Below are 21,918 nucleotides of genomic sequence, written 5' to 3' on the forward strand. Positions count from 1 at the left end.
GTCTAGTGTGATGCGCGAACCGCCGGTCAAGAAGGTCCTGTACTGGTGCGATGAGTGCAACGTCCCGCTGATCGCGAAGAGCTGCGCGTGCGGCCGGGAAGGAAGAAAGATCGAGCTCCTCCAGCCCTGGGACCTCCGCCCGGCGCTCTCTGCAGACCGGGCGCTCATCCGGCGGCTCGTGCACGACCAGTTCGGCGAGGTACCTCTCGCGCAAATCCTCCTCCTGAACAAGACCGGCGGCGTCGACCGGGCGGACCTCGTGATCATGCATGGCGAACGGCTTGGCTGGCTCACCTTCGATCCGATCGCAAGGAAGTTTGTTTTCGACATTTCGCCCGAAGCTCTCCCGTTCATCGTCCGCTATGCGACGAACGGGATCGTGGACCTCGACACTTATACCGATGCCCGGAAGGAGCAGGGGCGGATCGGAGGGAAACGGATCCCTCTTAAAATCCCAGTCCCTGACGGTACCGTGATCGTGAAATTCAAGTCTCGGTATGGCACGGGTGTGGTGAAAGAGGGTTCAATCAGGGTAAAGGAACTCATTGCGGTTGAACCCCGCACCCGCCCCGATCCCGGCTGGGACGTGGCGATCGATCGGAACCGGTACCACCTGAAGAACCTGGAGCGGAACGCGATCCGGTCGATAAAACACCACATGTCCGACCGGCCCACCGTGAATGTCTCGTTCTCCGGTGGGAAGGACAGCACAGCGGTGCTCCACCTTGCGAGGAAGGCCGGGGTGACGAAGGCCTTCTTCATCGATACCGGCCTCGAATTTCCCGAGACCCTTGCGTTCGTGAAGTCGCAGGATGTTGAAATAGTCGGTGGCGCCGGTGACTTCTGGCAGGCGGTCGAGAAGGCTGGCCCGCCGGGCAAGGACAACCGCTGGTGCTGCAAGTTCCAGAAGCTGCGACCGCTCAAGCTCTACCTTGCGGAGACCGGTCCCTGTGTGACGATCCAGGGCAATAGGTGGTACGAGTCCTGGAACCGGGCCAGCCTTGACGAGACGAGCCAGAACCCCGATAACCCGCTCCAGCTCAACGTCTCACCTATCCGGAACTGGCGGGCGCTCGAGGTCTTCCTCTACCTCTGGTGGCAGAAAGCAGAGATGAACCCTCTCTACGAACAGGGTATCGAACGCATCGGGTGCTACCTCTGCCCGGCGATGCTCGAGAGCGAGTATGAGGGAATCCGCGTGACCCACCCGGAGTATACCCGGCGCTGGGACGCCTTTGTGGAACGCTGGGCGAAGAAAAAAGGCCTGCCGGAAGCGTATGGCCGCTGGGGGCTCTGGCGGTGGAAGGCGCTGCCGAAGAAGATGCAGGAGCTCTGCCGGACAAAGGGCATTGCCGTGAACGAGGATTTCACACTCCGGGCAGCCCCGCCGGCCCGGCAGGACCATGAAATGGTTGATATCGGGAGAGGAAGAATAGTGGAACCAGCAATGAAGGAACCTGACAGGGATGAGTTGGATGTGCAGGAGATCAGGAAGGATTTCCCTCTCCTTGCCGAGGTCGTCTATCTGGACAATGCAGCGACCAGCCTCTCTCCCGAGCCGGTGATCCAGTCTCTTGTGGAATTTGAACATAATTACCGGGCAAACGTCGGTCGCGGGGTCCACCGCCTCACCCAGATCGCGTCCCAGCGTTACTGGCATGCCCACGAGAAGGTGGCCGGCTTCATCGGGGCAAAGGAAGGTGTCACGGTCTTTACGAAGAATACCACCGAATCGATCAACACGGTGGCACAGGGCTTCCCGTGGAAGGCCGGCGACCATGTCCTCACGACCATCCTCGAGCACCACTCCAACCTGCTCCCCTGGTATCACCTGATCAGGAGAGGGGTGGCAGTTGATGTCGCCGGTATTCGTGATGACTACTCGATCGACCTGGCTGCGTTCGAGTCCGCGATCACCGACCGGACGCGTCTCGTTGCGATCACCCATGCCTCCAATGTGCTGGGCGTGATCACCCCTGTTGCAGAGATTGCGAAGATATGCCACGACCACGGCGCCCTCCTGCTGGTGGATATGGCGCAGACCGTGCCGCATATGCCGGTCGATATCGCGCAGCTCGGCTGCGACTTCTGCGCCTTCTCCGGCCACAAGATGCTCGGCCCCACCGGTACCGGCGTGCTCTGGATGAAGGAGCCGGACATCGAGCCGCTCCTGCTGGGCGGGGGGAGCGTGGAGTCTGTGAAGGGGACGGAATATACGCTTTTTGAAGGATACCAGCGGTACGAGGCCGGGACCGGGAACATCGCCGGCGGGATCGGCCTCGGGGTCGCGGTCGATTACCTCTCGCGGATCGGCATGGACCGCGTCAGGCGGCACGAACAGGCCCTCACGAGCCGGATCGTCGACGGGCTCCGGAAGATCCCCCGCGTCACCCTGCATGTCCCGGACACTCCCGATCTGAGGGTAGGGGTTGTCTCCTTCACGGTGGAGGGCCTGCACCCCCACGAGGTTGCCCAGCGCCTCGATGAGATGGCCGACATCATGGTCCGGTCCGGCCACCACTGCTGCATCCCCCTGATGGAGCGGCTGGGACTGCCTGACGGGACCGTAAGGGTCAGCCTCGGGCCATACAACACCCGTGAGGAAGTGGACCTCTTCCTCGCCACGGTCGAAGAGATCACCCGGTAAGGCAGGTTCCTGCCACCCCCACCCATTCCGGTTGGGAGATGAACGGTCGCTTATTTATTACGATTTAATATGCAGGAATTCCCACTATTGATCACACCGGGGCCACGTTACCCCGCGTTGCGTGATCTTCCATGAAGAAACAACAGCTCTTCGACCTGTTCTCCCTCGTCCGGGAGAAACGCCCGCTTGTCCACCACATAACGAACTACGTGACGGTCAATGACTGCGCGAACATTACTATCTGTGCCGGGGGTGCACCGGTAATGGCGGATGCGGCCGAGGAGGTTGAGGAGATGGCTGCGATTGCCAGCGCACTGGTCCTCAACATCGGGACCCTCAACCGGGTGCAGGTCGAGTCCATGGAACTGGCCGGGAGCATGGCAAACGACCGGAAGATCCCGGTCATTCTCGATCCCGTAGGGGTTGGGGCCACGCAGTACAGGACAAAGACCGCCCGGAGACTGCTGGATGAGCTTGACATCACGATCCTCAAGGGCAATGCCGGCGAGATCGGGGTGCTTGCCGGTGCAGAAGGGAACGTGCGGGGCGTTGACTCGCACGGGCTTGCCGGCAACCCGGTAGCAATCGCACAGGACTATGCAAAAACCGCAGGTCTGACCGTCGCCATCAGCGGGGCGACGGATATCGTGACCGACGGGAAGCATACCCTCCTCGTGGAGAACGGCCACCCGATGATGGGCAGCCTCTCCGGGACCGGGTGCATGGCAGCATCCGTGACCGGTGTCTTTGCCGCGGAATCAAAGGACATGGTCTTCGCATCGGCAGCAGCATTCGCCGCGTTTGGCATTGCCGGCGAACGGGCAGCATCCGGTGCCCGTGGCCCCTTCAGCTTCAGGACCGCACTCTTCGACGAACTTGCCGCCCTCACCCCCGATGACCTTGCACGGGCGGCCCGGATCAGGACCGGATAAACTCCTGCATTCCCATGAAGATTGACCTGTATGTCATCACGGACGAGGTCCTTTCGCAGGGACTTCCGCATGCAGTCATTGCACAGCGGGCAGTTGACGGCGGAGCTGACGTGATCCAGCTCCGGGACAAGCACTGCCCTTCACGGGAACTGATAAGGGCCGGGAAGGAAATCCGCACGATCACCCGACGCGCCGGTGCCACGTTCATCGTGAACGACCGCCTCGACGTCGCGTTAGCCTGCGGGGCGGACGGGGTCCACCTCGGGCAGGGAGATATGCGATGCGACACGGCCCGCCAGCTCGCACCGCCGGCATTCATCATCGGCATCTCCGTGGGTTCGGTTGAGGAAGCCGTGGACGCCGAACGCAACGGGGCAGACTATGTGGCCCTCAGCCCGATCTTCACGACGGGCTCCAAGAGCGATGCCGGGCCCGGTCACGGCCTTCACCTTCTGAAGAAGATCCGGTCTGCCGTGGGGATCCCCGTCATTGCTATCGGCGGGATCGGGCCCGGGAATGCCGGCCGGGTGATTGATGCAGGGGCAGATGGTATTGCCGTAATATCGGCAGTCGTGTCGCAGCCCGATATCATCGCCGCAGCCCGGGGGCTTGCGGGTATCGTGGCGCGGGCGAAAGAGGAAAGGGAGAGAAGACCATGAACAGCGATCAAAAACCCCGGTTTGTTCTGCACGAACACTTTGCCCACCACCATCATTTTGATCTCCGTCTTGAGAAAGACGGCGTCCTGAAGAGCTGGGCGGTGCCCAAAGGGCTGCCGGAACATCCCGGTGAGAAAAGGCTGGCCATTGCCGTGGAGGACCACCCTCTCGACTACATCGGGTTTGAAGGGGCGATCCCCGCGGGTGATTATGGTGCCGGGGACGTGAAGATCGCCGACAACGGGACCTATGAAACCGTTGCGTGGGAACCGGACCGGATAGAGGTGATCCTCCACGGCTCACGGCTCTCCGGGAAATATACCCTTGTACGGTTCAGGAAGGCAGGCGACAAGGAATGGCTGGTCCTCCGGGCAAAGGCCTGATCCTGTTGTCGTCTGCTAAAAAAAGGGAAGACCGGCCGGCATTTCCTGGCTAAAAAAGCCGGGAACCTGTCATAGCATATAAGAAATTCCCGGAACTATGTTCAGACGAACATCTGAGTGCAGGGTTCTTATCGCCCCCTTGCGGTGTAAAAGGTCATGCCCCTGCTCATGCCATAAACGGAGAGGAGACCAAAGGCAATTGCGTGGAACACCTGCGTTGCACCAGATGCACGATGCTCACGTACCTGCGAATCGATCCTGCTCTTCAAGAAAAGGTATGCACAAGGGAGGATGACGCACGCCATCTGGAACGGGAAACGAACTCCCCGGAGAGGGTTATTTCCCTATGAAAATATATCGGGCTTTGAAAAAAAATATTGAATTTAATCCAGGAAGAACTCTCTCTTCCACCATACGAAGTACGTGATCGCCACGACAAGTGCAATTACACCAATGAACACCACCGGATTGTTCATGAGGATGTCGATGAGCCGGACGAACATACTCACATTCGACTGCGCCTGCTGGGTGGCGGCGGGCGCCTCGGCAGTGACCAGACCAAAGAGTGATGTGCCGTTCGGCGAGTCCCCGCGGAAGATCATATTGCCGTCGGCGTCAACGCCCTCATATACCGTGTCGATCAGTTCCTGCTTACCGGTCTCTTCGCTGATCCGGGTAATCCTCACCGCGTCCTTCCCCCCATGCCCGTCCACCCACGATGCCGGGATGGTGAACGTTACGTTCGCCGGGCCGGTGGTGAGGTTGACCTTTTGCACGTTGAGGGTGCAGGCAACAGTGTCCAACTGGAGACCGTTACTGCTGAGAATGTCCTGGAACTGGTTCAGGGTATCCGCGCTCAGGTCCCCCGGAATGGTAAGATTGATGGTGGCCCACCCGGTAAGTGCGGGCAGGGTGGCGTGAACTGAACCGGAGACATTGCCGAGCGCCAGCGTGGAGTTCAGCGGGTCGATTACGAACTCTGCCCGTGGGGCGATGCCCGTGATATTCCCGTTGCCGGTCTTGAAATTGTTCCCCCAGAAGGTGAGGAGCACGCCGGGCGAGTGGTGCTGGTAAACCTCAACGCGGTCAGAGTATATCGTTACGGCTGCAACGGCGTCCCGTGCAGCGCTGATTCCAATGATGAGTGTACCCTGCCCATCGGCATTATAGATGAGCCCCGGGAAACCTATCGGATAAATCTGGGAACTCCGGACGTTTTGACTGGCGGGTTGTCCGGGGAGACCGGGTTGTTGCGGCAGATCGGGTTGTTGCGGCAGTTCAGGGAGACCGGATTGTTGAAGTGTCCCCGGTCCCGTGTACGTATTGCTCCTGCCACCGCCACCCCCGCCTCTCCCGTAATATGGAGCTGGAGCAGGTGGCAGAGTCGGTGCAGTTGTCGGTGCAGTTGTCGGTGCAGGCGGGGCGGTTGTTATGAAGGTCAGATCAGCGCTTACAGCACGGTTACCGGAAAGGTCACCTGATATCACCCGGTAATGGTACACCGTGCCCGGTGACAAGCCGGAGAGGGATATCGTGTGGTCCTTAAGCATGACCCCATCTGCGCTGAGGGATCCATAGTGAGTTGTCGTGCCATACTCGACCGTGCTGTTTGCATTGCTATTGGTCTTCCAGGAAATAGTCGCATGGCTGGTATCGATACCCGTGACCGTGATATGATAACAGACAAGGATGACGTTTCCCGTTATCGACGCTGTCCCGCTGTCCAGAGCACCGGCAGGAACTGACAGAACAACCGGTACCGTAAGAAGACAGCAGCAGCAGATGAGAAAAACAAAAAATTTATTTTTCATTCATTTTCTTTTCCCACCACGATTCCCGGTGATAAAAACGGCGATAATAAGCGACGCGAGAATCACGGTCAGCGGTAATGGAAGACCCAGGATGCCGCCTTTGCCGGAGGTTGAGGACGAGACCATGACAGCCCAGACGCCCATGTGGTTTGTGGTTGCGGTCAGCTTTCTGCTCCCGGTATCTACCTGCGTGGGCAGGATGACCCACGCATTCTTGGCCGCGTCATAGTAAGAGAGTTTCAACTGGGAGGCATCCCCGCCAGCGGCCGCGAGATCGTCTGCCGAATACGTGACCTGGACCGTAGCATCCTTGCTGAGCAGGCCGGAAAGCCCGGTGATCTCAAAACAGGTGGTCCCCAGTTTTGCATCTGCCGGGGCTGCCTGAAGTTTATCTTTGGCGTAGGGTTTCAGGGTCACCACGGCATCACCCAGCACCGCACCCGACGGGAACGAGACCGAGAACCGGCCATCGGGGGACGTCAGGGTTCCCGCACTTCCCGGCGTGAGCGTGATGTTGGATTCTGTCACCGGGGCAATGTAATTCGTCTTTACCGAGAAGGTCGTGGTCTTCTCATCGAGAGCTGTGCCACTCTCCAGGAGAACTTTGGAATCCACGGTGTAGGTCCCGGCCGGAATGTTCTGTAGTTCGGGCGTTATCGTATAATGGACAGTATTTCCCGGGATAATTGCATATATCGCTGGTCGAGTTGAGAAGTTTCCCACGAGGTTCCCGGTTGCATCGCTTATCGCTATCGTGTTCACGGTATTGTAATAATGATAATTTCCGGTATTTTTGAGCGTTGTTGTAACGGTGATCGGCTGGCCCACCGTCACCTCGCCCACCGATAGGTTGGTGATGCTGCCGGTCACGGTCGGCGGGGTTCCGGCAATCGTGATGAGGACGGGGACCAGTACTGCCGTGGTGAATGACGCCCCTTTACTCGGCTTAGCATGGATATAGATGAGTGCATATCTTCCGCCCGGGCCGGTATTTGCGGGGACTGATATTGTTGCATCCACGTTTTGTGCGGCCCCGGGTTCAAGGTGAAAAGAACTGGTACTGAGCGTGATAAAAGACCGGGCAGAATAGGGACTTACATCATTTGCCTGGGTTACGGCCGCATAACCCTGACCTATATTCTGGCCGAAACCGTATACTTCCACCAGAACGTCGGTTGGATTATCGTTGGCACCGATAGTCACCGTCATGTTATGGATATCTGTTCCCCCGGGCTGAATACTGCCTACATACTTTGATCCGGTAACGCCAATCGCTGATACGGCTGCCGGGAGTACCAACAACAGGCACAATGCAATGATCCCGATCATCCGGGATTCACTCCTGAAATTACGCATTCTCAACTCCTTTGTGATAATTAGTAATAGAATACAATATAAAACCTTTTGTAAATTCTCACCACCCGGAATGCCCAGATATGAATGAAAAAGGAGTAAATAGTTTATAAAAAAATTACGGTGTTGTACCGGTTAATGTAACGATAATCCGGTAGACCTCGGAACCTGTCAGGACTGGGTCAGAGTATGCGACCGTCTGTTTAATGGTAAGTGGCTGGCCCATAAATGTGCCAGCACCACCTGCGGCACCATCCCCATTTGCAATGGTCTGATCGGAACCGGATAATGTAACTTCTGCGCCAGTAAGATGCCCTGAAGTAGTAGCACCAACGTGGAGGGCATTGCCCAATGCAATAGTTTTCCATGTACCTGTTCCGGCTGGATCATATTCTAACATAAAACCCGCATTAGTCTTTGCCGCGGGAACACCATCATTATCTAGTGCGTCTTTAGCACTAACATCCCAGCTCCTGTCATTGGATTTCACGTCCATTGTTACGGATGCTGAATTTGTTAATGGCTGACTTGCTGTTGGATCTAAACTCCACCCAGTAATGGAACCGTGTAGCGTGAGATCCATCTTCATAGGGGGATTTCCTGTAATTGTAGCACTACCCGTGGTAGCTGCCATCACCGGCGCAACCACTGCGGCAAATGCGATGACCAGAATCCCGACCAGAATCAATACCTTTGTTTTCATGTGCCTCACATCCTTTTGATTTTAGCACATACTCTGTTATAAACCCATTCTATTTAAATATTTCGTTTTTAAAAAAATCTCAAAGAAATCAGATTGTACACATTTTTCAGGAGGTTTGATTTTATTTGAATAGTATAGTCTGTAAAAAACCTCAATGAAAATTAAATGGTAAGAATTTATCCGGATGAGCCGGCATGATCCTGCAGAAGATCTCCTTTTTTCTGGATCCGGGATATCCGTGATTTGAGATCAGCACCGGATCTTCTTTTCATGACAGAGAACCGGTTTCAACCAGGAACCGTTTTCGATAACTGGGTTGAGTCGAGATTTTCGGTCATCTCTTTTCAAAGTTTTCGCGCTCTTATCGAATAATACTATCCTTGGACGGCTGAACGGGACGTTCAGAGCGCGCACGAAGGTAGTACGGAGCTCTGACCGCGCGATAGGTGCTGAGGAGTTTGCTATCGGAATGCAGACATGTTACAACTACCTACGGCCGCATCAGGGAATCGGCGGGAGGGTTCCAGCTCAGATGGCAAACATCTGGATCAACCCGATGGGGAACCGGTGGGAAACGCTGATCGGGTTGGCGGCAAAATAATCAGGGTCTTACAGATAAAACTCCTTTCTTTTCTCGTGAAAAAAGCTTGAAATTATATCCGGGTATCCAGGATAACCTGCGAACTTCCATCGGTAAAATAACCCGTTACGATAATATTACTCGACCCATAAAAACCATTAGTAACAGAAGGGATGGCAATAACCTGATCTCCAACAATCCCTCCCAGCACACCCTGCGAGCTTTCATCGGAAATAAAATAAGCAGTTATTGTAAAAGTACACGATTCTCCAGAACAACCTGTATTAACAGAAGGGGTTGCAGTAACCTGAGATCCAATATTAGTAGATCTTTGAACCCCGCCAGTAGTATTAAAATATGTCACCGTTTCATTAATGCCGGTGGGGGGAGTAATCGTTACAAGTCCGTAGCTGAATGTTGCAGCATCCGGGCCACCATCATAGGTGATTATAATCTCGTTTGAACTGGGTTTGGATGCCGTCGCCGCAACCATCTTGGTCTTCTGGGGGTTTCCCGCCATACCGAATACGAACCCAGCGATCACTGCTGCGAGAATTATCGTGATGGCGACCATCAGAATGACGCCGATAACCGCTGAAACTGCATCTTCATTCTTTCTTTTAAATGCCATAATTTCAAACACCGTTTATAGCATGCCCCGGGCAAAGGCATAACAATGTACACCCAGACCATTTTATGGTTTGGTATAAATCTATTTGTTATGCAATTTGTAGATTACATAAGATATTAGCAGGATTTACGCCAATTTAATACGATAACTCCTTATGCCGGGAATTTTATCCATCTATTCAGGCTTCTTATCATCGAATTTCCGGGTTTTCATGCGTCCGGTCTGGCGGTGAAACAAGAAGATATGATTCTTCCGGATTAAGAAGGAGAGGGCAATTTGGAAATACATCAGATATTATTACAAGAAACTTGTCACAATACGAGACAAAAAAATTCGTTGAGATACACTATGAGGAGAATTGAGTAACGTCCCGCCCCCCATCACCCCTTTTCAAAAGTCCTGAAGTCCCGTGATCCTGTCAGAACCGATACGAATGAATTTTTTCGGGGAGTATTTCATATCGTCCGCTCATGAGAGCATCTGAAAGAACTGCGAGCTCTTACCAAATATATGATTTAAATCGCTGAAGGAGAATAAAAAAATGTTGCGCCGGGTTCTTCAGAGACTCGTACTTAAACAGTCTGGATGATGAACGACAGGGCAATCCTGTAACTGGAACCACCTGTCAGGTGCGGATCAGAAAATACTGCCGGCTGGGTGAATAACGTGGGAAGATTCTGGTTGGTGACTGCTGCACTTCCAGAATAGAATGTTTGTGGTGCAGATAAGATGGGCGGAGTGATCGTCTGCGCCATTGTAGTGCCGGTAGTGGTTCCGGCCAGCCCAAGAGGCGATGCCAGGTCAGGTCCCCCGCTGTCATACCCAGAACCCGTATAACTTCCCAAATACCCCTGATAGGTACTGCGCCCGGAACTATCTGCAACGGTAATAGCGAACGGAACATTGGCTGTGGTGTTTATAATGAGGCTTGAATCAGTTGCGGAAGAACCCGCGGCTAATCCCAGGGTTATCGAGCCCTCGTTCAGGGTGATATCAACAAATGACAAACTACTGATATAATTCAATTGCGTGGTCGTATTCGTGTAATAAGGATTGGACGCGGATTCACTGACAGTAAATGTACCTCCTGAACTATAGGTATGTGATGCATTGAACGTCTGCAGGGTTGATGTGTTACTGTACGTTCCATCACCCCATGTCCAGTTCACATAGGTCGCATTGTTGGCCATAGTGGTGAGGTTGAACTGGACCGCTAACGGGAAGATGCCGGAAGTGACATTTGCTGTGAACCCGGATACGGTTTTGTTATTGACCGTGATGTAGTTCGACATAACTGTGGTGTTCAGGTAATAGGGGTTCTGGGCAACGAACGTGACCGTGTACGTTCCACCGGAACTATAGGTGTGGGAGGCATTGGCAAGCGAGAGTGTTGTGGTGTTAAACCATGCACTGCCATCGCCAAATGACCAGTTCCACATGGTTGCGTTGTCGTTCGTCGGGTTCGTCCGGTTGAACTGGACAGCCAACGGGAAGAGGCCGGAAGTTGGCGTTCCGGTGAACCCGGAGACGGTTGGATTTCCAACGGTGATGTAGTTCGACATAACCGTGGTGTTCAGGTAATAGGGGTTCTGGGCGACGAACGTGACCGTGTACGTTCCGCTGGAACTATAGGTGTGGGAGGCATTTGCTGCGGTTACTGTTGTAGTGTTAAACCATGCACTTCCATCCCCATATGACCAGTTCCACATGGTAGCATTGTCGTTCGGGACCGTCCGGTTGAACTGGACAGCCAACGGGAAGAGGCCGGAAGTTGGCGTTCCGGTGAACCCGGAGACGGTTTTGTTATTGACCGTGATGTAGTTAGATAGTGTGGTGATATTGGTATACGAAGGATTGGCGGCGGACTCAATGACGGTATACGTGCCTCCTGAACTATAGGTGTGAGTGGCATTGAATGTAGCGGGTGAAGTCAGGTTTGCAACAGACCCGTCACCGAATGTCCAGTTCACATAGGTCGCATTGTTGGCCATAGTGGTGAGGTTGAACTGGACCGCTAACGGGAAGAGGCCAGAGGTGACATTTGCTGTGAACCCGGAAACGGTATTGTTATAGACCGCGATGTAGTTTGATTGTACGGTGGTATTCTGTCTCCCCGGATTCTGGGCGATGAGCGTGACACTGTACGTTCCGCCGGAATTATAGGTGTGAGAGGCATTTGCTGCGGTTACTGTTGTAGTGTTAAACCATACACTGCCATCGCCAAATGACCAGTTCCACATGGTCGCGTTGTCGTTCGGGATCGTCCGGTTGAACTGGACAGCCAGCGGGGCCAAACCGGAAGTTGGCAATCCGGTGAATCCGGAAACGGTCTGGTTCCACAAGTTGTAACTGATGATGACAATACCGGTGCCGCCATTACCACCGCTCCCCGTGCTGCCGCCGCCGCCACCACCGCCGCCTAAGTTTGGAGTACCATTGGTCCCCGCAGTAGCCCCAACACCACCGGCGCCACCGCCGCCGGTACCCCCAAGGCCGAAAGTACCTCCCGTGAAGCCACCGCCACCACCGCCGCCGGCATATGTTCCAGATGTACCTGTAATGAAAGATACGTTGCCGTTGCCTCCGTTACCGCAGGCAGTACCAGCAGCAGCAACCCCGGCAACGGTGCCACCGCCACCGCCACCGCCATAATAGTTAACTGTTGTTGTTATTCCCGCTCCTCCACTCATTCCCTGAGGGGCGGTACCCAATCCTCCCGTACCTCCATTCCTTATGCCACCACCGCCGGAACCTCCGGCTGCTCCGCTTCTGATCGCAAGAGTGCCACTACTGGATCCGCCGCCGCCACCGCCCTTTGACTGTATCCCATTGGTGGGTGTCGTATTCGCAAATGATGAATTTCTTCCGCTTCCTCCTACAGCGGCAGTTGTTGCACCGGTTCCACTGGTACCAACAGTTACGGTATAAGTCGAACCGGATGAAACGGTTAATGTGCCGTTGAGGAATCCCCCGGCGCCACCGCCACCACCGTACCTCCCTCCACCGCCACCACCAGCGACAACAAGATACCAGACATTCGGCATTATCGCTGTTGGTGCAGTCCACGTCATGATACCGGTGGTGTTCCACATCACAAGATTCTGGTTGCCCACCGTTGCCGTCCAGCATCCATTCGCATTTGTCCACGAAGACACCGTGATGTAGTTTGATAGTGTAGTGATACTGGTATACGAAGGATTGGCGGCGGACTCAATGACGGTATACGTGCCTCCTGAACTATAGGTGTGCGATGCATTGAATGCAGCGGGGGAAGTCAGGTTTGCAATAGACCCGTCACCGAATGTCCAGTTCACATAGGTCGCATTGTTTGCCACAAGGTTCATGTTCGTGAGGTTGAACTGGACAGTCAACGGGGATAAACCAGAAGTTGGTGTTCCGGTGAACCCGGATACGGTCTGGTTATAGACCGTGATGTAGTTAGATAGTGTGGTGATATTGGTATACGAAGGATTGGCGGCGGATTCGCTGACGGTATACGTGCCTCCCGAACTATAGGTGTGAGAGGCATTGAACGTCAGCAATGTTGAGGTGTTGGTGACCGCTCCATCGCCCCACGACCAGTTCACCCACGTCGCGTTGTTGAACATTGACGTGAGGTTGAACTGGACAGTCAGCGGGTAGAGACCGGAAGTTGGCGTTCCGGTGAACCCTGAAACGGTTGTGTTATAGACCGTGATGTAGTTTGGTTGTACGAAGATACTGGTATTATAAGGATTGACGGCAGTTTCATTGACGGTAAATGTGCCTCCGTAAGTATAGATGTGAGAGGCATTGAACGTCAACAATGTTGTTGCATTCGTCACCGTTCCATCGCCCCATGACCAGTTCACATAGGTCGCGTTGTTGTTCATTGACGTGAGGTTGAACTGGACAGTCAACGGGGATAAACCAGAAGTAGGTGATCCGGTGAACCCCGATATGGTCTGGTTATAGACCGTGATGTAGTTTGGTTGTGTAGCGATACTGGTATTATATGGGTTGGCGGCGGATTCTCTGACGGTATACGTGCCTCCCGAACTATAGGTGTGAGAGGCATTGAACGTCAGCAATGTTGAGGTGTTGGTGACCGCTCCATCGCCCCACGACCAGTTCACCCACGTCGCGTTGTTGAACATTGACGTGAGGTTGAACTGGACAGTCAGCGGGTAGAGACCGGAAGTTGGCGTTCCGGTGAACCCTGAAACGGTTGTGTTATAGACCGTGATGTAGTTTGGTTGTACGAAGATACTGGTATTATAAGGATTGACGGCAGTTTCATTGACGGTAAATGTGCCTCCGTAAGTATAGATGTGAGAGGCATTGAACGTCAACAATGTTGTTGCATTCGTCACCGTTCCATCGCCCCATGACCAGTTCACATAGGTCGCGTTGTTGTTCATTGACGTGAGGTTGAACTGGACAGTCAGCGGGTAGAGACCGGAAGTTGGCGTTCCGGTGAACCCGGATGCGGTCTGGTTATAGACCGTGATGTAGTTAGATAGTGTGGTGATATTGGTATACGAAGGATTGGCGGCGGTCTCATTGACGGTGTACGTGCCTCCCGAACTATAGGTGTGAGAGGCATTGAACGTCAGCAATGTTGAGGTGTTGGTGACCGCTCCATCGCCCCACGACCAGTTCACCCACGTCGCGTTATTGAACATTGACGTGAGGTTGAACTGGACAGTCAGCGGGTAGAGACCGGAAGTTGGCGTTCCGGTGAACCCGGAGAAGACTGGCGGATATTCCTGCGGATAAACGGTGAGGAATGTACCCGGGCTGTTCTGGTTATTGTATTCAGTCGAAATCCAGTTTGGTGAACGAAGTATCTTGGAGATGCGGAGTTCGTCCAGCGTTCCATTGAAAAACGTGGTCCACGGCTGGTGCTGGGCTATCTGCGTCCCGAATAATCCTGTCAGCGGTGATGTTGCAGCTCCGGTCGTAACAGCAGTCTGAGCGACCGGTACACCATCAATATAAATAATGAACTGGGTGGCACTTACCGCAGTACCCGAAGGGCCACTCCATGCACCAGCTACCATGTGCCAGTTATTATCATTTACCACCTTTGTCGAATAATCACCTACATAGATACCGTTGCTATCGAGCCCGTAAGCAACATCCCCGGCAGTTCCGTAGCCACTATTAGGATAGGTTCCTCCGACAGAAAGGGTAAGACTTTGTCCTGTACCATTATTTGCGGCATCAGTACCTCTGTCCTGGACAATAGTCGCCTGGACCTGGGTGGTGTTACTTGTTTTGAGCCATGTTTCAATGGTGTAATTCACAACAGCGGTCTGGACATAATTCGTCGTCAGGTAATTATTGACCCCGTTAAAACTCAATCCGCCATTAATCTTCGCCGGGACCTGTTGTGCGGCCGTCATTCCACCCCCCGATGTTGCAGAATTGGCATTGGATGTACTGTCCAGTATCTGGGGAGCGGATCCTGCGGGATTCTGCGATAAGTGCCATACTGCATTATAGTTGGAATCCCAGACCCCGGCCGCATTTTGCTGGTTGCTCGCCGCAGGATTCCCGTAATACATGTAGATGGTCGTGTTGGTGGAATTGGGGAGGCTGGGGACGTTGACCCATGCCACTAACGTTCCTGTGCTTTGCGTGAAATTCTCTATTTCGTGAGACAGTTTGGTCGTTCCATCAGAGGCAGTGAAGAGGATATCATTTCCATTAGACTGCACCTGGCTTGATGTCAGATACGTATCACTGATACTGATAAGGACGGGAAAATTTGTAAGGGTGACACCGGTGCCAGTGACATACGCCTTATTGATGGTTATATTTTGACGATCGGGCCAGCTTGGGTTATACCAGTTTGCGGCAGCGGCAGGAGGTATGAGAACCAAAACTGCCAGAAAGAGAATAAATACAATCAGCGCTATCCGCCGCGATACCGGAAACCGGGTTTCGTGAAACTGGACCTCTTTTTTCAAGACGCACCCCGCCCGGGAATGTAAAGATTCAACGGTAAATTGGGCAACACTGACTGTAATAGACCAATTGTACCATTCCAGTGCAATATAAATCCATCGAACCGGTAAAAGCCTCCGAACCAGCTTCGCTCACCAGACACCCGTGGGAGCTGTCCTGCCTCTTGTGACGAAAGATGCGCGGAAACCGGACTGCGAAACATGACCGTTAAAACCATACGTAACTTTGTATATAAATCCCTTACATCTCCAAGAGCGGATAACAGGGTCAAATACGGGGGACAGCATCCGGGGTACCTATACAAAAAAGCTGAGCATTTTCCACCCGGGCACAGGAAGCGGGTGCTCACATTCCGGGCGCCAGTGTGGGTGCTCCGCGGATCCATAGTACCACCATGTTTCCCCATCATGGTTATCATCAGGAACGTGAGTCGATGGCGCGGTATAATATTTCAGATCGCCGGGATGCTTATATGACGTGCAAATCTCGCCACCTTGGCAGTGTGCTTGGTCTTGCATGATATGGCATTCGTACGGATGCCCCGGTTTCAGTAAGAGAACCCGCTCGTGCGTCCCGGTCGGCCGCTCTCCTTCAGATCCGTCGCCCTATGTGCTGATCGGGATGCACCCCGGTTTTGAGGCGGCAGGGGAGATCAGGGCCATCGTTTTCTCTGTAAAAGACCATAAGGGAAATAAGCCCAATTTGAGCCGAAAAAAAGAATTAGACCCGAACCCACGGTCAAAAAGCCGCCGGGGGGACTTGAACCCCCGACCTGCTGATTACGAATCAGCCGCTATACCGCTAAGCCACGGCGGCGTAATACCTCACAATATCGGTTTGGGCGCTATTAAAATCTGTGGATCAAAAATGTTATGAATATCCGCTCAACGCAGTCACGTTCTCTTTTCCCGTGCTCTCCTTGTGGGCAATCGTGCCGAACTTGGACTCGTAGTCCGCCACGGTCTTGGTCAGCACGGCAAGGAGGTTCTTGGCATGCGATGGCGTGATGGAGACGATCGCCTTGGCCCGGGCCTGGTTCACCTGGGGGAGCTGGTGGAGGAACATAAAGGTGAATTCATCGTCCTTGTACGCGATCTGGATCATGTTGCTGTACACGGGGTCGAGGGTGGGCGGAATATTGACCGATATTTCCTGCGATGTCATAGAGAACAGATATGCCCTGCTGGTATGAAAACATTGGTTACATTTTTTTCCAAGAAGGGGTCACGGTCTGAAAAGCAGAGATGCATCCCCCCCGTGCCTGCCGGTTGCTCAGGAATATTCCTTGACCAACTGCGATTCAATACCTTTAACCCGATAGGTTTCCCACCCTTGCATGAGGAATCATCCTGACGGCCCACGGCGAATATGTAACGATCTCGGACCTGGTGCGGGTGCATACCTGCCCGGTCCGGTTTTACTACGAACAGCGCGATCCCGTCACGGAATCCGATCGCTACGCGATCTGCAAGCAGCTCTCCTATCATCTCGGCAAGCTTCCTGATGCAGACGCCGTCTGGGACGAAGTAACCGCAGTCCGCCCGGCAATCGATCCCGCAATACGGGAATTTCTGGATCTCTGCATCACAGCCTGTAATAAAACCGAATGGAAACCTGCGGTGCAGACGGACGTGCGGGTCGTGTCGGACAAACATGCGATGGCAGGGATGATCGACCGTATCGCTGATGACGGCGCATTCTCCATCATCCGGGCAGCCGGTGCCATGCCGTTTGGCACGTATGCCTCCGACCGGCTGCGGATTGCCGCCATCGCGTTCTGTCTCGAGGAAATGACCGGTAAGGAAGTGGTCGGGGGAAATATAGAGTACATACCGGACGGGATCTCCCGTTTCCACGCGGTCCAGCCCCGGGACCGGAGGCTCGTGATCGCGACCCTGCACAAACTCCGGGAGATCCGCAAAGGCGGGATGCCGATGCACCCGCTCAACGCTCCCTGCAACCGGTGCAAGTACAAGGAGAAATGCGAGAGCAGTGTCGGGCGGAGACTGAGCGAGCTGTTGTGAGGGAGGCAGCCCTCCTCAACAGCTGAGGTCCTGCCGAGGTCCTCAAACCCTCGACCACTCAAGCGGAATCACTGTCCGAGCAGCGTTAAGGAGATGATATATTCCCCGCGGGCTTCGCGGGTAGTCCCCACGATCAGCCATCCCTCGTCTCCGTGCTGTTCCAGGACCCCACAGGCCTCGATCGTCTCACCGTCAAGCGCCTGCCCGCTATACGTGTGGGTAAATGAGAGCACCCGGCTCACCGTATCGTGGTCAACCTCGTAGACGGCAGGGTTATCGAACGCCAGGGAGGCATCCGTCACCTTTGCCTCGATGGTCATCGTTCCCATCACCCTCCCCTTCCCGGAGGGAGCGCCACGGATCTCGTCATAGGATCTCGTATACAGGATGTCGAAGTACGTGCCCTCGATCTGCCCCCGGTTCCATTTCCGCTGCTCGTGGAGCACGAACACATCGTAAGGGATCTCCGGCCTGCGCTTGTCGTAGACCTTCCGCCACATGTCTTCAGAGAGCCCCTCGATCTTCCCGTTAAGGATGCCCTGACAGACCAGTTCCTGTGCAGCGAACCAGTGCTTCCCGTACACCACCATGTCGATGTCGGAACTCTCGTTTGCAAGCCCGCAGAGAAGCGACCCGGTACACCCGATTGCCCCTTCCGGCAGGGAGAAGAGGCCAACGAGTTTTTTCACCCGGGGGTAGGCAGCAGCGATGCGGCCGATCTCGAGGTCGGGTTTGAGCACCCGTTTCACATCGGCGTGAGGGATGCGGTGGAGGAGGCCGGCGTATTCCGGCTTGTAGCGGGCGATATGGGCAAAGGCCTCTTCGAAATCGTATTTGGTATAGCGGCGACCGGATGGGTGGACCCGCTCCCCGTTTTTGTCGGGCACGTACCGGAGCACGCACCCGATCCGGTCGTCGTTGTCATACGTGGAGACGGCATAGAGCCAGCCGTCTTTATCCTCGATGAAATCACGCAGGCGCAGCGGTAACATGGGGATACCTTAGTGGGAGAGCAGGAACTGTGCAACCCGGTCGACACCGGCGCCGCTCCGGATGATCCGCTTCCCCGCCAGATCGACCACCGTGCTCGGGATGCCGGGCAGCCTTCCTCCGTCGATGAGCAGCTCCCGCAGAATGGTGCACTCATCCGGTGTCCGGGGGTCTTTTGCCCCATGGAGGTTGGCACTTGTTGCGGTAATCGGGGCATCGAACTGCGTGATAAGCTGGAGGGCGAGCGGATGTGCCGGTATCCGGATGCCAATCATGCCGGTACCCCCGGTCAGGATTGACGGGACGCTTTTTCTTGCGGGGAGAACCACCGTTACCGGCCCCGGGAGGAACGCCTCGAAGAACTCCTGCATCCACGGCTCTGTCCGGGCGACCGCATTGAGCATTTCGAAGTCGGAGACTGCAATCGAGATAGGCATGGCGAGCGGGCGTTTCTTCACCTCGTAGACCCTCAGGATCGCCTCATCGGAGAACGCGTCGGCCCCGAGGCCGTACACCGTCTCAGTGGGATAGATAACGATACCGTCGTGCATCAGGACCGATACGGCCTTCCCGATGATATCCATTTTAGAATTCCCGCCCGCGGACGCGGTTGATATCGAAGACTGCCTTAGTACTGACGTGCATCACGGCAAAGACCCCGGCCTGGATCGGGTCGGTAACCACGAGGTCGGCATGCTCCGGGACGGTCCCTGCCATCTTGAGGGCGATGACCGGTATCCCCGCATCCCTGACACGGTCCACGGCCTTCGAGATATCACCGCCCATAAGCGAACCGGCCAGCACGAGGATCGATGCCCGGGGCAGGCGGGCGACCGCGTCCACCGCAAGGGCCAGGGTGCGCTCCCCGACAAGCGGTATCGTATCCACCGAGATCCGCTCCCCGCGGATGTTGTGCCGGTCCGCCTCGTTCACCGCACCAAGGGCAACCTGTGCGACCTGTGCTCCGCCCCCGATGATGATCACGCGTGACCCGAAGATATTCCCGAACGGCTGGTACGCCTTCACCTCTTTAACGGACGGGATATCGTTCAGGTCCTCGAGGAGCTTTTCGTGATCGCTCGCATCACCGCAGTCATATTCAAAATAGAGTTCGGCCATCCCGCAGTACGGGCCGGAGTCAAACACTTCCTGGTTGATCATGACGATGTTTGCGTCATGGTCGGCAACTACGGTAGCGATGTCCCGGAGGACGCCCCTGCGGTTCTCCGCGATGATCCGTATTGCCGAGCGTTCAGGTTCAGACTCCATAGGTCGGATGCGATAACCGGGGATCGAACCCGGGTTAGAAGCTTGGGAAGCTCCTGTCCTACCGCTAGACTATTATCGCTTGTTTTTAGTTATTGTTCTCTTATAGTACGTGATTTTAACATAAATATATCCTGTTTCCCTTGCGGTTCGATATTTTTATGAGTGGAGGACAAAGTACGTATACGATAAGCCGCCTTACTATCCGGCATATCTTCCGCACAGGAACTGTCCGCGGTAAGCCCAGGAATAAAAACAGGACGAATCTGCATGAAATCACGAACCTTGGTATTATATCTCCTCGTTATAACCTGCCTGCTGGCACTGGTATCCCCGTTCCCGGTCCAGGCCGCAAACCCATCAGTAAGTGTGCTGTACCAGAACTCATTTGCAACGAACCCCCAGTGGATAACGAACAATCCTTCATCGGATTACTGGGACCCGGGTCTCGAGATGTATCATTTCGCGATCGAACCGAGTACGGGTGCCTATGCGTACGCGACTGTTGACAATTACGATGGCGGACCGTTCACATTCGAATATGATGTCATCCTTAATAGCGTAGACGAAGGTGCAACCTTCCGCCTTGGTTTTTCAGGAGCAGATATGGATCCTGCCAAAGGCCCCAATGTCTTAACGGAATTCACCAATGCCAAGTTCGGGCAGATCATGTGGCTGCATCTGGTCACGCCCGGTAACAAGATGGTGGAAGTCAACAGCGAGAGTGGTGACACCCTCTCCAGCGGCCCCTCCGCGTACGACGGGCCGACCGTAAAATACGAGCTCAACAAGACCTATCACGTTACGGTGAACTACAACGGGGATCAGAGGGTTCTCAGCATGAAGGTCAACGAGAAGACGAGCGGGAAGGAGATCTGGGGTTATTACGTAAACACCGGTGAGGACCTGCGCGGGATGAAACGCATTTACCTGGGATCGATCGGCGATTACGGCATGATGGGCATCTATGCGAAGGGCTATATCGACAATGTCCGGCTCACAATCCCGGCTACGGTAACCGCTACACCGGCCTTGACTGCTGCAGTTACAGGTACGACAGCCCCCTTGGTCGCAACCCCGATGACGACTCCGAAACCGACAATCACACAGCTGACTCCCTATCCGACAACCACTCCCGCCTCCCCGCTGATGGGAATTACTGCCGTAGCGGCCCTGGGAGTTACCGGCCTGTGCTATGTCCTGTTCCTGAAGAGAAGGAACTGAGCCGGTCTGGAAAACCTTTTTTTAAGGAAATCCTACGGCAGGGAAAATCTTACAGGGATTTTCTCTACCCTGAACATATCTGACCGTGAATTTCCATCCTATCAGGACAACCTTTATTCACGATTTTCAACAGGTGTGGCCAAACGTCCCCGTTTTTCATTCACGGTCGGTATGAATTTTTTAAAAAAGTATTGTATGGCTTTTCGTGTATGATTCCCGGAGGCGTGGCAACCTCCGGATCTCTGGAGTGAGAGTTGATCCCATACCGGCGATGTGTGCCGGCTGCATGGGGCTTGTGCTTGCGGTGAGCAGCATCCCGGCGCTTCGTGTGCGACAAGTGCCGGGGACGTGCATGGATGTTCATCGTTCATACGGGTGCGTGGCATGCTGGTGGTTACCGTACCGGACCCGGCATGAGGCATCAGGGTAATGATACAGAACCAGTCACGATCTTTTCGGGAATGCAGGATATCCCACAATCCCCTCCCGCACTCTGGCATCCTTGTTCAACACTGTGGTTCGGAAGGAAGATGGTACTCCCGCAGCCAAGGCTGCAGGCAGTGTCCGGACTGGCAGCAGCGGATGGGGATACCATCAACGCTACCGAGAACAGGATGAGCGCAAGACCGATCATGATTATGCCGGTGTTCATGTGGCGGTTTCCTCTTGTTAGATGGGTCGGTGACACGCCGAATCAGACTCGTGCATCACCTGAATATACGGTCGGTCCTACCTGCTGATAAATACCCCAAATCCCCCTGGT

General features: G+C 54.6%; 16 protein-coding genes and 2 tRNA genes. 6 read left to right on the plus strand and 12 right to left on the minus strand.

The window, feature by feature from the left end:
• The first annotated feature begins 10 nt into the window (after nucleotides 1-10).
• From ABSG49_RS09715 to ABSG49_RS09730, 4 genes are all read left to right on the plus strand, one after another.
• Entirely contained in the window at nucleotides 11-2,647 is a 2,637-nt protein-coding gene (locus ABSG49_RS09715) for an aminotransferase class V-fold PLP-dependent enzyme (protein ID WP_424026021.1), read from the plus strand.
• Between the two features lie 131 nt (nucleotides 2,648-2,778).
• Nucleotides 2,779-3,579 (plus strand): hydroxyethylthiazole kinase, encoded by an 801-nt coding sequence (thiM, locus tag ABSG49_RS09720; RefSeq protein WP_424025933.1) that lies wholly within the window; start codon nucleotides 2,779-2,781, stop codon nucleotides 3,577-3,579.
• Nucleotides 3,580-3,593: 14 nt separating this feature from the next.
• Entirely contained in the window at nucleotides 3,594-4,238 is a 645-nt protein-coding gene (gene thiE / locus ABSG49_RS09725; RefSeq protein WP_424025934.1) for a thiamine phosphate synthase, read from the plus strand.
• Nucleotides 4,235-4,621 (plus strand): DNA polymerase ligase N-terminal domain-containing protein, encoded by a 387-nt coding sequence (locus ABSG49_RS09730; RefSeq protein WP_424025935.1) that lies wholly within the window; start codon nucleotides 4,235-4,237, stop codon nucleotides 4,619-4,621. The genes thiE and ABSG49_RS09730 overlap by 4 nt, the downstream gene beginning before the upstream one ends.
• A 383-nt stretch (nucleotides 4,622-5,004) precedes the next feature.
• Here the strand turns inward: ABSG49_RS09730 and ABSG49_RS09735 are convergent, their stop codons facing one another.
• The 7 genes from ABSG49_RS09735 to ABSG49_RS09765 form a co-directional block, all read right to left on the minus strand.
• Complete coding sequence (locus tag ABSG49_RS09735; protein ID WP_424025936.1) at nucleotides 5,005-6,432, minus strand: fibronectin type III domain-containing protein; 1,428 nt, start codon at nucleotides 6,430-6,432, stop codon at nucleotides 5,005-5,007.
• On the minus strand, nucleotides 6,433-7,788 hold the full coding sequence (locus tag ABSG49_RS09740; RefSeq protein WP_424025937.1) for a COG1361 family protein: 1,356 nt from the start codon (nucleotides 7,786-7,788) through the stop codon (nucleotides 6,433-6,435). It lies immediately after the preceding gene.
• A gap of 115 nt (nucleotides 7,789-7,903) precedes the next feature.
• Nucleotides 7,904-8,488, minus strand: a complete 585-nt coding sequence (locus ABSG49_RS09745; RefSeq protein WP_424025938.1) for a hypothetical protein — start codon at nucleotides 8,486-8,488, stop codon at nucleotides 7,904-7,906.
• Nucleotides 8,489-9,141: 653 nt separating this feature from the next.
• Nucleotides 9,142-9,699 (minus strand): type IV pilin domain-containing protein, encoded by a 558-nt coding sequence (locus ABSG49_RS09750; RefSeq protein ID WP_424025939.1) that lies wholly within the window; start codon nucleotides 9,697-9,699, stop codon nucleotides 9,142-9,144.
• A gap of 572 nt (nucleotides 9,700-10,271) precedes the next feature.
• Nucleotides 10,272-15,401: a DUF2341 domain-containing protein gene (locus tag ABSG49_RS09755; RefSeq protein WP_424025940.1), complete on the minus strand. Its 5,130-nt coding sequence runs from the start codon at nucleotides 15,399-15,401 to the stop codon at nucleotides 10,272-10,274.
• A 994-nt stretch (nucleotides 15,402-16,395) separates the two neighbouring features.
• Nucleotides 16,396-16,467 (minus strand) — tRNA-Thr (locus ABSG49_RS09760).
• 54 nt (nucleotides 16,468-16,521) lie between these two features.
• Nucleotides 16,522-16,815 (minus strand): DUF3467 domain-containing protein, encoded by a 294-nt coding sequence (locus ABSG49_RS09765; RefSeq protein WP_424025941.1) that lies wholly within the window; start codon nucleotides 16,813-16,815, stop codon nucleotides 16,522-16,524.
• A gap of 230 nt (nucleotides 16,816-17,045) precedes the next feature.
• Here ABSG49_RS09765 and ABSG49_RS09770 point away from each other — a divergent pair, with 230 nt between their 5' ends.
• Entirely contained in the window at nucleotides 17,046-17,675 is a 630-nt protein-coding gene (locus tag ABSG49_RS09770) for a CRISPR-associated protein Cas4 (protein ID WP_424025942.1), read from the plus strand.
• 68 nt (nucleotides 17,676-17,743) lie between these two features.
• Here ABSG49_RS09770 and ABSG49_RS09775 read toward each other — a convergent pair whose 3' ends face one another.
• The 4 genes from ABSG49_RS09775 to ABSG49_RS09790 all read right to left on the minus strand — a co-directional run bounded on the left by ABSG49_RS09775 (nucleotide 17,744) and on the right by ABSG49_RS09790 (nucleotide 20,013).
• Nucleotides 17,744-18,667, minus strand: coding sequence for a nucleotidyltransferase domain-containing protein (locus ABSG49_RS09775; protein ID WP_424025943.1), 924 nt, complete (start codon nucleotides 18,665-18,667; stop codon nucleotides 17,744-17,746).
• A gap of 9 nt (nucleotides 18,668-18,676) precedes the next feature.
• Nucleotides 18,677-19,249 carry an L-threonylcarbamoyladenylate synthase gene (locus tag ABSG49_RS09780; protein ID WP_424025944.1) on the minus strand — a complete coding sequence of 191 codons (573 nt, stop codon included), beginning with the start codon at nucleotides 19,247-19,249 and terminating at the stop codon, nucleotides 18,677-18,679.
• Between the two features lies 1 nt (nucleotide 19,250).
• A complete protein-coding gene (locus tag ABSG49_RS09785; protein ID WP_424025945.1) occupies nucleotides 19,251-19,934 on the minus strand; it encodes a DUF5612 domain-containing protein in 684 nt (227 codons plus the stop codon).
• Nucleotides 19,935-19,942: 8 nt separating this feature from the next.
• A tRNA-Gly gene (locus ABSG49_RS09790) sits at nucleotides 19,943-20,013 on the minus strand.
• 188 nt (nucleotides 20,014-20,201) lie between these two features.
• Here ABSG49_RS09790 and ABSG49_RS09795 point away from each other — a divergent pair.
• Entirely contained in the window at nucleotides 20,202-21,155 is a 954-nt protein-coding gene (locus ABSG49_RS09795; RefSeq protein ID WP_424025946.1) for a hypothetical protein, read from the plus strand.
• Nucleotides 21,156-21,576: 421 nt separating this feature from the next.
• Here ABSG49_RS09795 and ABSG49_RS09800 read toward each other — a convergent pair whose 3' ends face one another.
• A complete protein-coding gene (locus tag ABSG49_RS09800) occupies nucleotides 21,577-21,807 on the minus strand; it encodes a hypothetical protein (protein ID WP_424025947.1) in 231 nt (76 codons plus the stop codon).
• Between the last annotated feature and the right edge of the window lie 111 nt (nucleotides 21,808-21,918).

Source organism: Methanoregula sp. (assembly GCF_049510175.1).
In the GTDB taxonomy this organism is placed as follows: Archaea; Halobacteriota; Methanomicrobia; order Methanomicrobiales; family Methanospirillaceae; genus Methanoregula.